Origin of the sequence: Streptomyces sp. NPDC005808 (assembly GCF_042871385.1) — a bacterium.
Taxonomy (GTDB): Bacteria; Actinomycetota; Actinomycetes; order Streptomycetales; family Streptomycetaceae; genus Streptomyces.
The window spans coordinates 319909-333730 of sequence record NZ_JBIAIK010000006.1 but is presented as its reverse complement, the minus strand read 5'-3'; the positions used below and the strand labels follow the sequence as shown (position 1 = coordinate 333730).

13 protein-coding genes are annotated in these 13822 nt (G+C 69.1%); 7 read left to right on the top strand and 6 right to left on the bottom strand.

Going from position 1 to position 13822, the window contains the following annotated elements; translation table 11 throughout:
* Positions 1 to 114: 114 nt before the first annotated feature.
* Both ACFYPC_RS16395 and ACFYPC_RS16390 read left to right on the top strand, forming a co-directional pair.
* A complete protein-coding gene (locus tag ACFYPC_RS16395) occupies positions 115 to 972 on the top strand; it encodes a hypothetical protein (RefSeq protein WP_388676241.1) in 858 nt (285 codons plus the stop codon).
* Between the two features lie 6 nt (positions 973 to 978).
* Positions 979 to 1104, top strand: coding sequence for a hypothetical protein (locus ACFYPC_RS16390; RefSeq protein ID WP_388675893.1), 126 nt, complete (start codon positions 979 to 981; stop codon positions 1102 to 1104).
* A gap of 91 nt (positions 1105 to 1195) precedes the next feature.
* Here the strand turns inward: ACFYPC_RS16390 and ACFYPC_RS16385 are convergent, their stop codons facing one another.
* The 3 genes from ACFYPC_RS16385 to ACFYPC_RS16375 all read right to left on the bottom strand — a co-directional run bounded on the left by ACFYPC_RS16385 (position 1196) and on the right by ACFYPC_RS16375 (position 3692).
* On the bottom strand, positions 1196 to 1405 hold the full coding sequence (locus tag ACFYPC_RS16385; protein ID WP_388675892.1) for a DUF397 domain-containing protein: 210 nt from the start codon (positions 1403 to 1405) through the stop codon (positions 1196 to 1198).
* Positions 1406 to 1653: 248 nt separating this feature from the next.
* Entirely contained in the window at positions 1654 to 2511 is an 858-nt protein-coding gene (locus tag ACFYPC_RS16380; protein ID WP_385733527.1) for a helix-turn-helix domain-containing protein, read from the bottom strand.
* A 425-nt stretch (positions 2512 to 2936) separates the two neighbouring features.
* On the bottom strand, positions 2937 to 3692 hold the full coding sequence (locus ACFYPC_RS16375; RefSeq protein WP_388675890.1) for a GPP34 family phosphoprotein: 756 nt from the start codon (positions 3690 to 3692) through the stop codon (positions 2937 to 2939).
* Positions 3693 to 4067: 375 nt separating this feature from the next.
* On the opposite strand from ACFYPC_RS16375, the gene ACFYPC_RS16370 reads away from it, so the two are divergent.
* A complete protein-coding gene (locus ACFYPC_RS16370) occupies positions 4068 to 6935 on the top strand; it encodes a serine hydrolase (protein WP_388675888.1) in 2868 nt (955 codons plus the stop codon).
* Positions 6936 to 7205: 270 nt separating this feature from the next.
* Positions 7206 to 9218, top strand: coding sequence for an MFS transporter (locus ACFYPC_RS16365; protein ID WP_388675886.1), 2013 nt, complete (start codon positions 7206 to 7208; stop codon positions 9216 to 9218).
* A gap of 186 nt (positions 9219 to 9404) precedes the next feature.
* Here ACFYPC_RS16365 and ACFYPC_RS16360 read toward each other — a convergent pair whose 3' ends face one another.
* The 3 genes from ACFYPC_RS16360 to ACFYPC_RS16350 form a co-directional block, all read right to left on the bottom strand.
* Positions 9405 to 9692 (bottom strand): DUF6355 family natural product biosynthesis protein, encoded by a 288-nt coding sequence (locus tag ACFYPC_RS16360; protein WP_388675884.1) that lies wholly within the window; start codon positions 9690 to 9692, stop codon positions 9405 to 9407.
* Positions 9693 to 9990: 298 nt separating this feature from the next.
* Positions 9991 to 10488: a glutathione peroxidase gene (locus ACFYPC_RS16355; protein ID WP_388675883.1), complete on the bottom strand. Its 498-nt coding sequence runs from the start codon at positions 10486 to 10488 to the stop codon at positions 9991 to 9993.
* A gap of 9 nt (positions 10489 to 10497) precedes the next feature.
* A complete protein-coding gene (locus tag ACFYPC_RS16350) occupies positions 10498 to 11241 on the bottom strand; it encodes an LLM class flavin-dependent oxidoreductase (protein ID WP_388675881.1) in 744 nt (247 codons plus the stop codon).
* On the opposite strand from ACFYPC_RS16350, the gene ACFYPC_RS16345 reads away from it, so the two are divergent.
* The 3 genes from ACFYPC_RS16345 to ACFYPC_RS16335 all read left to right on the top strand — a co-directional run bounded on the left by ACFYPC_RS16345 (position 11240) and on the right by ACFYPC_RS16335 (position 13804).
* Positions 11240 to 11530 (top strand): hypothetical protein, encoded by a 291-nt coding sequence (locus ACFYPC_RS16345; RefSeq protein WP_388675879.1) that lies wholly within the window; start codon positions 11240 to 11242, stop codon positions 11528 to 11530. The two genes, ACFYPC_RS16350 and ACFYPC_RS16345, sit on opposite strands and share 2 nt — an antisense overlap.
* 6 nt (positions 11531 to 11536) lie before the next feature.
* A complete protein-coding gene (locus ACFYPC_RS16340) occupies positions 11537 to 12343 on the top strand; it encodes a transposase family protein (RefSeq protein ID WP_388675877.1) in 807 nt (268 codons plus the stop codon).
* Between the two features lie 294 nt (positions 12344 to 12637).
* A complete protein-coding gene (locus ACFYPC_RS16335) occupies positions 12638 to 13804 on the top strand; it encodes an ATP-grasp domain-containing protein (protein WP_388675874.1) in 1167 nt (388 codons plus the stop codon).
* The last annotated feature ends 18 nt before the right edge of the window (positions 13805 to 13822 follow it).

Sequence of the window (13822 nt, the reverse complement as noted above, 5' to 3'; positions counted from 1 at the left end):
CCCCGGCTATGGCACATTTCCTGACGGGGCGTCAGAGTATGGGCGTCCAAGGGAGGAAGGAAGGGGAGCGACGTGAGCGAGGAGACCCGTGCTGAGGAGAGTCGCGGTGAGGAGATCCGCGGTGAGGAGAGCCGTGGTGAGGACACCCGTAGCGAGGTGTACGGGGAGCTGGCCGCCGTCGGTCCGTACGGCGTCCACCCGGGCCACGCCCTGATCACCATGGTCGAACCGCATCCGGGCCACGAGTACGCCTACAACCGCTGGTACGAGGACGACCACTACTACGCCGGCGCGATGGCGATGCCCTGGATGTACGCGGGCCGCCGCTGGGTCGCCACCCGTGACCTCCAACTCCTGCGGCACCCCGAGAAGTCGGCGGTCGCCAAGCCCGTCACCGCCGGCTGCTACCTCTCCACGTACTGGGTCACCGACGGCCGCTACGACGACCACATGAAGTGGACCGTCGGTATCAACAAACGGCTCAACCGTGACGGACGCGTCTACCAGGACCGTACCCACGTGTTCACGGCCTTCCAGGACCACGAGGTCACGGTCTACCGGGACGGAGCCGCGGGGCCCCGCGACTTCCACGCCCTGGACCACCCGTACGCGGGCCTGGTGTTGCAGGTCGTCGACGCCGAATCCCCTGAGCAACGCGCCGAGTTGCTGGAGTGGCTGCGCTTCCGGCACCTCCCGAAACGGCTCGCGGGGTCGCCGTCCGCGCTGGTCACGGTCTTCCGCCCGACCCCGCTCCCCGGTGACCGGATGACGTACGTCAAGCAGGTCGAGGGGGTGGATACGCGGCTGACACTGCTGTGGTTCCTGGAGGCGGATCCCCGGGACTGCTGGGAGGGGTACTTCGCCGGGACGGACGCGGCGGTTACAGAAGTGGGCCTGGGGAAGGTGGAGTTGGTGGCGCCGTTCATCCCGACGGTGCCAGGGACGGACAAGTACGTGGACCGGCTCAGGTAGAAGACCGTGGAGTTCGTGGAGTTCGTGGAGTCCGTGGAGTTCGTGGAGTTCGTGGAGACCGTGGAGTGGGGCGGTGGGGCCGCGGACGGTGGTGGCGAGTCTCCGGGGAGAAAGCCGAGCCCCCTCGGCTAGGACGGCGGGCCAGTCGAGAGGGCTCTGTCGGTGGTGCGTATGCGGTTGTTCGGTGCAGTTGTGGTGGTGGGCGATGGGTGGAATCTGTGCATCAGGCGAGGTCGGAGGTACCCCGGCTCACCTCTGTCACGAAGGCGTTCCACGAACTCGCGGGAAACGCCAGCGTGGGGCCCTGAGGGACCTTGGAGTCCCGTACCGCCATTGCCGCGAGAACGGGAGACTTGACCTCGACACATGCGCCGTTGCCAGTGGAATACGACGACTTGGTCCAAGTGTTCAGCGTGCCCTGCTGGATTGCCATGTTCACTCCGGTCAGCCAGTTGTTGAGTTGCTGTCACCGCACAACGGGTTCCTTCTGGAACGCGCTGTGCGGTTTGCGCCAACGTTGTTGCTTGATGGCGTGATCGACGCTACTCGCCAACATCGGCAGGCGAATGAAGTGTTCACTCGACCGGGTGGCATATTCCAATGGAGCTTCCGCTCAGCTGTGACGAAGGTGTAGAGTCCGGCACCTTCGCGACGAGGGTGCCCCTGTGAGCCTCACGAGCCTCAGCGTGCGTAGTCTTTCGCGATGTCCGCGATGAACTGCCGCGACTGCTCCACATTCAGGGCCTGGGCCCGCAGATGCTCGTACATCACGCTGTATTTCTGGACGTCGTTCGCCTTCTCCAGATACAGGTCGCTGGTGACTCCCTCGATGTAGACGACGCTCGAGTCCGCCGCGTCGGGGAACTCCAGGATCGCGTACTGCCCGTTCAGTCCCGGATGCGCGCCCATCTCGAACGGGATCACCTGGACGGTGACATGCGGGAGCTGCGACTGCTCGACGAGGTGTTCCAACTGCTCACGCATCAGGGAGCGGTTGCCGACGACACGGCGCAGGGCGGCCTCGTCGAGGACGGTCCACAGGCGGAGCGGGTTCTCCGGGGCGGAGATACGTTCCTGTCGGCGCAGTCGCACCTGGACACGCTTGTCGATCTCGCCGGTGGCGGTCTCCGGCAGCGCGCCGGCGATCAGGGCCTCCGCGTACGGGCGGGTCTGCAACAGGCCGGGGACGACCTGGGGGTCGTACACACGCAGGCTCGCGGCGTCCGTCTCCAGGCCGATGTAGACGCTGTACGGGATGTCGCCGAAGGAGTGCCACCAGCCCTGCTGGCGTGAGTCCTTGGCCATCTGCATCAGCGAGTCGACGATACGGACGTCCTCCACTTCGTAGACCCCGCAGAGGTCACGGACGTCGCGCTGGCTGATGCTGCGCCGCCCGTTCTCCAGGCGGCTGATCTTCGACTGGGAGACCAGCAGTCGCTCGGCGACCTCTTCGGCCGTCATGCCCTTGAGCTCACGGAGCCGGCGCAGCTCCTGGCCCAGCCGGCGCCGCCGGACGGTGGGATTGACACTTGACGCCACGGGACGTGCACCTCCGGCTGCGAACATCTACTTTGCGTATCTGCTTTTGAGCAGACTGCCACCAAGGTGCTTTCTACCGCTGGGAAACCGTGGATATGCGCTGGGTAGCCGCCAGTTCGGGGATCTGGCCGGTATGCGCGCGTGTGCGAGCTATCCGCGCGTGTACGAGCGCGCGAGCCCGTGTGTGAACGTGCCCGCCCATGCTTGAACGTGCTTGAAAATGTGGCCGCGCGGGGCGGTGAGTCCGTGTCGTCGTCCGGACGTACGGTCTCATCGCCCCGCGCGCCAGCGGCTCCCGGACCGGTTCCTGGGGACTGCGGTGCGGCGCTGGTGTTGCGGTCGTACGGTTCCTGCGGTCGTACGTTTCATGCGGTCATGCGGTCATGCGGTCACGCTGTTGTGTTGCTGTGCCGTGGTACTGCGGCTCAGTGGGCCACGGCGCGCGCCATTGAACTGTGGCGCGGTTGCATCGGAACACCGCGGGCGGGTTCCGGTGCGGACCTGACTCCGGCGCCGGCCGAACGGCCTGCCGGTGCCGGGCTCCGGCGTGGCTGTGCGGCCACACCGTTCTGGACGTCCATGACCGCGTGTGCCACGAGGCCGCCCATGGGGTCGTGCCTGATCAGATCCCGTAGCCGGGAGCGGGACGAGCGTCCCTCATTACCCGGATACAGGTGCTTGCCGAGTCCGACCGCGTGGGCCAGTGCGGCGAGCGCCGCGGTCCGTGGGTCCGGCGGAACGCCGGTACGGATCGCGCTGTCCAGCCGGGCCTTGATCTCCCGGCTGATCGCCGTGTCCGTCGCTTGGTAGCGAGTCGTCGGCAGCACCCCGCACATCTGGCCGGCCACGGCATGAACCATGCCGCACCTCTCCAGATGCGAGAGATAGGTCTGGCGCAGCCCCAGTCGGGGTCCGCCAATCCAGTTCACTGCGCGTACGGGTGCTCCGCGTCGGCGAAGCAGTTCCAACGCACAGTCCAGTGTTGGATCTCCAGTCGGCCGTGGTACGACCACGGCGATACGATCCCCGTCCGGGGCTATCCGTCCGGCCAGCGCCAGCTCCACTAGCTGTGCTCCGGCCAGACCGAGGTCGAGCGACTGCGGCTGTGCGGTGGTACCCGTGGTCGGGTCCAGCGCCAGCAGTAGAAGCTCTTCCGGAATTGATCTGCGGCTCCTGCCCATCCATGCCTCCCCGCGTGGATGAATGACAGGGTGACCCCTCTCACATTCATCTGTCGAGAGGGCGTGACCGGTTCGTAGTGGAACCGGTAGGTATGTCGTTCTCGTCCACCACGGAGGACAAGCCCCCACACAGGACACTGGTACATGGTTCGGACAGCGGTGTCCGGGCGGCAGATCAAGGGTTTTCGCGGGTTTCACGGGTTTTCACGGTTCGGATGGGCGCACTGCGGGTGTGCGCCGCAGGAGGAGGCATCGGTGGCGGGCGAGTCCCCCGACAGGTCGAAGCAGCACGAGTCGTCGGCAACGACGTCGTCGGGAGAACCGACGTCGGGGACTGCGGCCGCGGTTCCGGGTCCGACGCGGGGGGCGGGGCCGGTGTCGGCTTCGGCCCCGGTCGACCCGCGCATGGCGATGGCCCGCGAAAGGGCCGCCACGGTGCGGGTGGATCAGGCCACGGCGGTGTTCACGACGCGGGCACTGAGGGACGGGGACGGGGCGGACGGGGTGGCTGTCGCCGACGGTGGGCCGGCCGGGTCGGCTGGTGTGGGCTCCGACGGTTCGTCGGGCTCGGGGCGGTCCGGTGAGGCCGGCCCCGGATCGGAGGGGGCCGAGGGCGGTGTCCCCGAGGACGGGCGTCTTCGGGCGGCCGTCGCCGCCTGGGTGGCGACCGCCGATGAGGACGCGGAGGTGCCTGACCCGGCCGGCGGTGGCTCTTCCGCGAGTGACACCTCTGCGAGTGACACCTCCGCGAGTGACACCGCCGTGCTTGGCGCTACGTCGGACGCCGCCGGGGAGCGGGAAAGCGCAGCCCTGCCCGAGGCGGGCGCCGCGACGGACGACGCCGACAGGGCCGCGAGTGCGGTGGATGCCGCGACGGAGAGCGCTGCCGAGTCGGAGTCGGAGTCCGGGTCCGGGTCCGGGTCCGCGAGTGCGGTTGACGCCGTGACGGAGGGCGCTCCCGGGTCCGCGACCGCCGACGGGCCGCAGGCTGCCGCCGACGCTGAGAGAGCGCCCTCGGGCGCGTCCGGAGGCGACAAGGCTGCCGACGTGGGGCCTGCCGTCCATGGGTCTGCCGTCCATGGGCCCGCCGTCCGTGGGCCTGCCACCAATGACGGCGACAGCACCAGTGCCCAGCCTGAGGCGCACGCAGAGCGGTCCTCTGCGGCTTCCGCTGCCGGGAGTGCGGAAGGCTCCGGAACGGTTGGCGAGGCGGGGCCTGGCGCCGGTGCTGGGCCTGCTGGCGGCGAGCCTGCTGACGCCGAGCCCGAGGCGGACGTCTCGTCGTCCGCTGAGGCTCCCGAGACGTTGAGTGCCTCCGGGCGTGACGCGAGCGCGGAGCCCGCCTCTGAGGCCGACGCCCAGCCGTCCGCCGCCGAGGACGCGTCCGCGCGCGACGCGGACGCCGACCCGAAAGCCCCCGTGCGCACCTCCGACGAAGCCCCTGGCGGGGCCGCGGACGACGAGGCGGGCGATGACACGGGCGACAACGCGGTGTCCAGCCCGAACGGCTCCCCGAAGGCACCCTCCGAGGATCCCCGGGTGGACCAGCCCACCGCCGTCTTCAAAGCTCCGCGCCTCCCGGCCGTGGACCAGCCCACCACCATGCTCAAGCTAGGCGACACCAAGCGGCCCACTGACAAGCCCAAGCCCAGGCCCGAGCCGAGCGACAAGCCCACCCCCGAGCCCACCGACAAGCCCACCCCCGAGCCCACCGACAGGCGCGGGCCCGCGCCCACCGACAGGGCCAACCCCGAGGCCCCCGCCGAACGCACCAGCAAGTTCGTCGCCCTCAAGCCCCTCGACTCGCCTGCTCCGGTGTGGCCGAAGCCCGCTCCCGGCGCCCCCGGTGGCACCGCCGCCCTCCCGCAGGTCGGCCCCGGGCGTCCTCAGGCGGGCCCCGAACGTCCCCAGGCCGGCCCCGACCGCACCACCCAGCAGCCCCTGCCGCCCAAGCCGCCGCTGGACCTGCTGGCCGAGCTGACGAACACGCCGCCGCCCGCGCAGACCCCGGTGCGGACGATCGTCCGGCGGGTCAAGATCTGGACCCCGCTGGTCCTCCTGCTCGCGGTGGTCTTTGCAGTCGTACAGGCCGTACGGCCGCTCCCGGCGACAGCCCTCACGCTCACCGCCGACGCGACCTACACGTTCGAGGGCGGCACTCTCGACCTGCCCTGGCCGGGTCAGGGCCAGTCGGCGATCGAGGTCGAGGGCGTCGGCAGTCTCGGTACGGACGGCAAGCAGACGGCCGCGCCCATCGCGAGCGTCGCGAAGATCATGACGGCGTACGTGATCCTTCAGGACCACCCGCTGAAGGGGAACGAGGGCGGCGAGAAGATCACCGTCGACCAGCAGGCCGAGGACGAGTCGAAGAACGTGGACGAGTCGACGGCGGCCATGACGAAGGGGCAGCAGTTCACGGAGCGGCAGATGCTCCAGCTGCTGATGATCCCGTCGGGCAACAACGCGGCGCGGCTGCTGGCCCGTTGGGACTCCGACAGCAAGGCCTTCGTCGGCAAGATGAACGACGCCGCCAAGAAGCTCGGCATGACGAACACGACGTACACGGACCCGAGCGGTCTGGAGAAGACGACGGTGAGCACCGCCACCGACCAGCTCAAGCTGGCCAAGGAGGTCATGCAGAACCCCGTGTTCGCCGACATCGTCGGGATGGCCAGCGCGACGATCCCCGGGCTCGACGGCACCATCTACAACAACAATGACCTGCTGGTGAAGCAGGTCGGCGTGACCGGTCTCAAGACGGGTTCGTCGACCCCGGCGGGCGGCAACCTGGTGTGGGCCGCGACAAAGACGGTGAACGGCAAGACGCAGACGGTCTACGGCGCGGTCCTCGGCCAGAACGCGGGCACGGGCAAGGTCTGGGACAGCCTCCAGTTGGCCCTCACCAACAGCCAGAAGCTCATCGACAAGGTCCAACAGAGCCTGACGTCGGCGACGGTGGTGAAGAAGGGTGACGTCGTCGGCTACGTGGACGACCAACTCGGCGGCCAGACCCCCGTCGTCGCCACCAAGGACATGACGGCGGTCGGCTGGCCCGGTCTGAAGACGAAGCTCGCGATCGGCACCGCCGGTGGCGATACGGTTCCGCACTCCGGCAAGGCGGGCACGGTCGTCGGTGAGCTGACGGTCGGTGACGGTTCCGACCACGCCGTGGCGATTCCCGTCGCGCTCCAGTCGGACCTCGCCGAACCGGGCTTCGGCGCGAAGCTGACCCGCGTGGGCTGACATGGGCCGAGCTGACTCGCGTGGGCTGACATGCGCGAAGCTGACGCGCGTCGGGCGACATGGGCCAAGCTGACTCGCGTCGGCTGAACGGGCGTACGCCGGAGGGTGCGGCGAACATCCCGTGAACGCCCTCCGAACACCCCGCACCCCGCCGATGACGCCCCACCCGGGCGCTCACCGGCGGGGTGCGTGCTAGCGTCGCTAGGCGGCCTGGTCGCGGGCCGCCGGTCCCGGCCGAGAACGGAAAACGGGACACGGGAGTGCCTTGCAGTGGCGACAGCGGAGCCGACACACGCCGATGACGCCGATCCGGGCAGCCCAGGATCAGGCCCGCGAATACCGCTGACCGCCGGCTCGCGGAACGGCGAACCCCGTCCGCGCAATGACGAGTTCCGCACGCAGAACGGCACGTCCCGCACCCTGAACGCCGAGCCCCGTCCGGAAGCCCCCGAACCCGGTCCGCAGGCCGGCGAACCCCGCGCGCAGGACACCGAACTCCCTGCGCACGACAAGACGTCTTCGCCCCGAGTGCCCCGAGTGCCCCGAGTGCCCCGAGTGCCCCGAGTACCCCTGCTGACCCGTCTCCTCCGCCATCCCATCATCGTCGCCACCGCCGTCGCCGGCGTGCTCCACGTCGTCTGGTTCTTCACGTTCGCGAACAGTGGCGGGGACCTGGCGGCGCAGGACGCGTGGGCGGAGTTCGTGGGGCAGCATCCGGACTCGGCGTACAACCTCGCCTGGTACGGCGGGATGCACCCGGTGTCGTACAGCGTGGTGTCGCCGTATCTGATGTCGGTGCTCGGCGTCCGTACGACGATGATGATCGCGGGGACGCTCTCGGCGAGCCTGCTGACGCTGATACTCATCCGCAGCCGGGCGGTACGGCAGCCGCTGTGGCCGGCACTCGCGGGCGTGTTCGCGCTGCTCTGCAACGCCGCCTCGGGCCGGGTGACGTACGGCCTGGGCATGCTGTTCGGGCTCGCCGCGGTCGCCGTCGTCTTCTGCTGGCCCTACCGCTGGCGCTACAAACGCTGGGCGAAGGCCCTGTGCGCGGCGCCGCTCGCCGCGCTCGCCACCGCCTCGTCGCCGGTGGCCGGCCTGTTCGTCGGCCTGGTCGCGGTGGCTCTCTTCCTCCAGAAACGCCGCCCGGGCGCGTACGCCCTCGGTATCGCGCCGGCTGTCGTGGTGGCCCTCTCGGCCTGGCTGTTCCCCTTCTCCGGCACCCAGCCGATGGCCATCGGTTCGGCCTCGCTGCCGTTCCTGTCGGCCGTGGTCGTCTTCCTCCTGGTCCCCAAGGAGTGGAAGACGGTACGGATCACGGCGGCGGTGTACGGCCTCTCCGTACTCCTCGTCTGGCTGATCAGCTCCCAGATCGGCTCCAACATCACGCGCCTGTCGATGCTGTTCGCGGGTGTCGTGCTGCTGGCGGCCCTGCCGTTCACGATGCCGCGCTCACGCAGGTGGTACGCCATCGTCCTGGCCTTCGTCGGATTCACCGGGTGGATCGGCTTCAAGACGGTGGACGACGTCGTACATACGACACCGGCGGCGTCCTGGGCACGTGAGCTCGCCCCGCTGGTCAACGAGCTCCAGGTCGTCGGTGCCGAGAAGGGCCGGGTGGAGGTCGTCCCCTCCCGCTCCCACCGAGAGGCCTCCGCCCTCGCCCCGTACGTCAACCTCGCCCGCGGCTGGAACCGCCAGGCCGACATGGAACGCAACCCGCTCTTCTACGACGACACCCTCAACTCCGCGAACTACCACGAGTGGCTGCAGCGCTGGGCCGTCCACTACGTGGTGCTGCCGAAGGGGGAGCCGGACGGCGACGGCGGTGAGCGCGAACGCGAGCTCGTCCAGCGCGGGATGCCCTACCTCAAGCAGGTCTGGGGCGACGCCAACTGGCAGCTCTTCACCGTCACCGACCCCGCGCCGCTCGCCGAGCCCAACGCCGTTGTGGAACGGGCCGAACAGGGTGAGATGACCGTGCAGGTGAAGAAGGCGGGCCGGGTCCTGATCCGGATCCCGTACTCCCCGTGGCTGAGCATCGTCGACGCCGACGGCAAGAGCCTCGAGCCTCCGCAGGAGACCGAGGCGTCCAAGAACCGCGAGGGCGACGACGACACCCCGAAGACGTACGACAACCTCAACGGCTGCCTGACCCAGGCCCCGGAGAACGCGACCGGCGACAAGTGGACGGAGCTACTTGCCCCGGCGCCGGGGACCTACCGCCTGGCGGCGCCGTACCAACTCCCGCGCGGAACCCCGTGCCCGGAGGAGCTGAAGTAGGTCCCTGACCTCGTCGACGTGCGCCGGAGCCGGCAGCCAGGGCCGGCAGCCCGAGCCGGTCGCCACGAGCGGCCCATCCTCCGTCACCGGGCGCCTTCCGCCCGGTGACACAGGACGATGGTCCCCGCCCCAGGGCAGGACGATGGTTCCTGCCCCAGGGGCAAGGTCAATCGGTGTCGGGCCGGATCAACAGGTGCGCCCGACGTAGTACGCGCCGTTGATCTTGCTGGAGCGGCCGAGCCAGGAGTTGCCGGGGCCCACGCACTTCTCGTAGTTGGGCCCGAACACCTCGACCTCGATGACGACGCGCGAACCGTCGCTCGTGCAGTGGTTGTAGAACGCGTCGCTGCCGGTCGCGTAGAACCCGCAGGGGTTGGCGGCCGCCGTTGCCGGAACGCCGACGACGAGCGCCAGGGCACTGGCGGCGGGAACCACGGCGGCGATGACAGTGGGCAGGAAGCGGCGGACGCTCATGGACGATCTCCTTGGGAGGCGAAGTGCCAGGTCCCGAGCCGGAAGGCTCGGACACAGGCAGCTTCGATGATCACCGATCCATGGGCCCAGCGTTTTCCTCGGACGGAGTACGTGGTTCACGCTTCCGGGTGCCTACGCCGCCGGATCACCGGAGCAGAAGTCCGGCCGGGCAGGAAGCTGACGTGCCGGTTCAGTCAGCACGATGTGCCGAGAATCCGCTGACGTGCCGGTTCAGTCAGCACGGTGTGCCGAGAATCCACCGATGTGCGGGTTCAGTCAGCACGATGTGCCGGGGAATTCAGCCGATCGCCTTCTCCACCGCCGCCACGACCTCCGCCGACTCCGGCTCGGTCTGCGGCGAGAAGCGTGCCACCACCGAACCGTCGCGCCCGATCAGGAACTTCTCGAAGTTCCAGCGGACGTCACCGCTGTGCCCCTCGGCGTCCTCGGTCTCCACCAGCCGCGCGTAGAGCCCGTGCCGCCCGTCCCCGTTCACGTCGACCTTCTCGGTCAGCGGGAAGGTCACGCCGTACGTCGCCGAGCAGAACTCGGCGATCTCCTCGGAGGTCCCGGGCTCCTGCCCCATGAACTGGTTGCAGGGCACCCCGAGCACGGTGAACCCCTGCGCGGCGTACCGTTCCTGCAGCCGCTCAAGTCCCGCGTACTGCGGGGTCAGTCCGCACTTGGAAGCCACGTTCACGATGAGCACGGCCTTGTCCCGGTACTGGCCGAGGTCCGCGGAACCGCCCTGCAGGGAATCGATCTCGACATCGAGGACAGAGTTGTCAGTCGTCATAAACGGATGCTAACTCCGTTTGTCCCGCAGCTGCGGCGCGATCTCGGTGGCCAGCAGTTCCAGGTGGTCGAGGTCGGAGAGGTCGCGCAGGCGGACGTACACGCGGGATGCGCCGAGGTCGGCGTACTCGCCGAGCAGGGCCACGATCCTCGCGGGGGAGCCGTGCAGGGGCTCCTCCGGGGGAAGGCGGGACGGCTCGTGCAGGACGGCGAGGCGGGCGTCGGTCTCCGCCTCGGTGCGGCCGGAGGCGATGCCGAGGCACACCGAGAGGATCAGTGGAGGGCCGCCGGCGGCTGTTCTGGCGGCGCGCGCCCCGGCGTACAGCTCGGCGCTCTGCGCGGGGGAGGTGAACGGCAGGTTGAACTCGTCGGCGTAGCGGGCGGCGAGGGCCGGTGTGCGGCGGGGGCCCCGACCGCCCACGATCAGCGGCATACGGGGCTGCTGTACCGGCTTCGGCAGGGCGGGCGAGTCGGTCAGACGGTAGTGCCGGCCCTCGTACGAGAACTGCTTGCCGGGCGGCGTGGCCCACAGGCCGGTGATCACCTGGAACTGTTCCTCCATCCGCTCGAAGCGCTCGGCGGGCGGCGGGAACGGAATGCCGTACGCGCTGTGGTCCAGGGCGAACCAGCCCGCGCCCAGGCCGAGTTCGACTCTGCCGCCGCTCATCGAGTCGACCTGAGCGGCGATGACCGCGAGTGCTCCGGGCTGCCGGAAGGTGGCCGAGCTCGATCCGTGTTCATGCAATCGGTCCATGCGTTCACAAGGGCCACGCGAGGCGACGACAACCCCAGGTGAGGAGATCACAGACCGCATCTCCAAAGCCCAACGTCGCCTGGTCGTAAGGCCCATGAAGCTCCTCGAAGGCCTCACCGGACCCGGCGCCCGAACCGCCTGGTACGCCGATGACATGACAGACGAGCGCAGGAACGCGGTCCTGCGATTCCTCTTCTCCGGCGTGATCATCGACGCCTCCGGCAAGCCGCCCGGGATGTTCGACTGGGACCGGATCAGCATCGAGCAGAACCGCTCTAGCCGGCTCTAGCCGGGGTTGCGGCCCGATTATCATGGAAATCCGGCCTCACCAAAACGCACATCGCATGAAAGAGCTCATCAACTGGTCTTCACCGACCGGGTGATCGCGACCCTGGTGATCCTGCGGTTCCAGCTTCCGCACGCCGCACTCGCCGTTTTCTACGGCGTGGACCGCTCCACCGTCACCCGGGCCGTCCACGAGATCCGCCCACTCCTGGCAGCCCGTGGCTTCGCGGTCCCCGGCGAGGCGGGACTGCGCCTGCACACCTTGGCCGATGTCTTCGCCTACGCCAGCGCGAAGGGGGTGGAGCTGCGCCTGGACGGAACCGAGGTGCGGGTGCGGCGTCCGAAGGCGGGCGGGCCCGGGCGGCGGGCGTTCGTGTCCGGCAAGATACGGCAGAACACCAAGAAGGCCACCGTCGTCACCGACGGGCAGGGCCGTACCTTGTGGACCGGCGCGATCCGGCCCGGCCGGATGCACGACCAGACGGCGGTCAAGACCGAGGGGATCGAGGCTCTCTTCGAGCAGTACCCGCAGGTCAAGGCCAAGGTCGATGCCGGATACCGGGGCCTGGCCAAACGGTTTCCCGACCAGGTCACCGCTCCGCCGAAGAAGCCCGCCAAGGACGCTTCGGCCGAGGAGATCACCGGTTGGGAGGAGGCCCGCAAGAAGCAGTCCTCCGAGCGGATCTGCGTCGAGCACGCCAACGCCGAGCACAAGCAGTGGCGGCCCCTCCAGCGATACCTCGGCCGCCGCGAGTACTACGACCAGACCCACCTGGCCATCGCCGGACTCGTCTCCGACCGCGCCGCCGAGCGGTAACCGCCCTCCAGCCAACCCGCCAGGCCAACACAACTCAACCTCAGTCGTACACCACGCCGTTAGCGCCGCGCGCGTATCAGGAGAGGCTTCTTTGAGCAACCTCACATTTTCCTTAATTCTGTTGACAGCAGGCGAGTGCCACTGCGAGCTTATCGGCGGAGCGCTACGGGAAATGGATGGTCGCCCAGGGCGAAGCTGTTGCCTGTGTGTTCCTGGAACTATAAAAAGCGGGGGGCCGCAGATGTGCCGTAGTACGCAAATGTGTCGTTGTGCGCAAGCTCGGGAGACGGCGTCGTGACCCTCGTGGTCGTCGGGGCCAATCCGACGGTGGCGCAGGCGGCGGCGAAGCTGCCCGGTGATGTGATCCACGTGCAGCTGCCCGGCGCCCCAGCCTTTGGTCGGGACACTGCCAAACACCGGACGGTGTTGACCGTCGACTTCAGGGAAGGCTCTGCATTCCTCGCCTTCGTCGACGAGGTGCTCAGGCCGTTATCGCCCACAGCCGTCGTCTCGCTCACCGAGTCTGGCCTTGAACCGGCGGCGGCCGCGGCGGAGAGCCTCGGTGTCAAGGGCGTGGCCCGGGAGGTCGTCAGGGTCACCCGCGACAAACTGGCAATGCGGCGCGTCCTCGAGCGGAAGGCACCCCATCTGAATCCGGCCTTCGCGCCGGGCGACGACTCGGACGCCGTGGCGCGGCTGTTCGCCGAGCACGCGCCGGTGGTGGCCAAGCCGGTGGACGGCTCTGGCAGCACTGCAGTGGCGCTCTTGGACAGTCTCGTGGATCTCCCGCAGGACCGCAGGACCGCCGCCACGCTGCTCGAACAGTTCGTCGGCGGACTGGAGTTCAGCGTCGAGGCGCTGTCCACGGGCGGGCGGCACACCTTCGTGGGCATCGCTGAGAAGGGGACGACGGGCGGGTTCGTCGAGGTCAGCCACATGATGCCGCCGCCGTCCCTGGACGCCCGCCGACAACAGCTGGTGGAACGGGCGGTCGGGGAGCTTCTCGACGCCCTCGGCCTCACGGACGGTCCGAGCCATACCGAGGTCAAGGTCGTTGGCGACAAGATCACCGTGATCGAGACCCACAACCGTCTCGGCGGGGACGGCATCGCCGATCTGGTGCGGCTTACCTCCGGCATCGATTGGCGGCGCGCCGCCGTCGGATGGGCGGTCGGCGCGGGGCTGCGACGGGAGGAAGCCACGGCCGCCGCGGCGGCCACCGTGTTCTTCACGGCACCGCCCGGCCGGGTGTCAGCCGTCGCGCAGCAGCCCTCCCTGACCCACGGATCGATTGTGGAATGGGACATCTCCGTGCGGCCCGGAGACCTGGTTCATCCGCTCAGATCCTCGGCGGACCGGCTCGGTGTGGCCACCCTGGCCGCCGCCAGCGCGGCCGAATGCGTCACGGCCGTCGCCGAACTGACGGCCCTTCCGATTGTCACCACACTTCCCGCGCGCTGAGCCCACAGGCCGGACTCT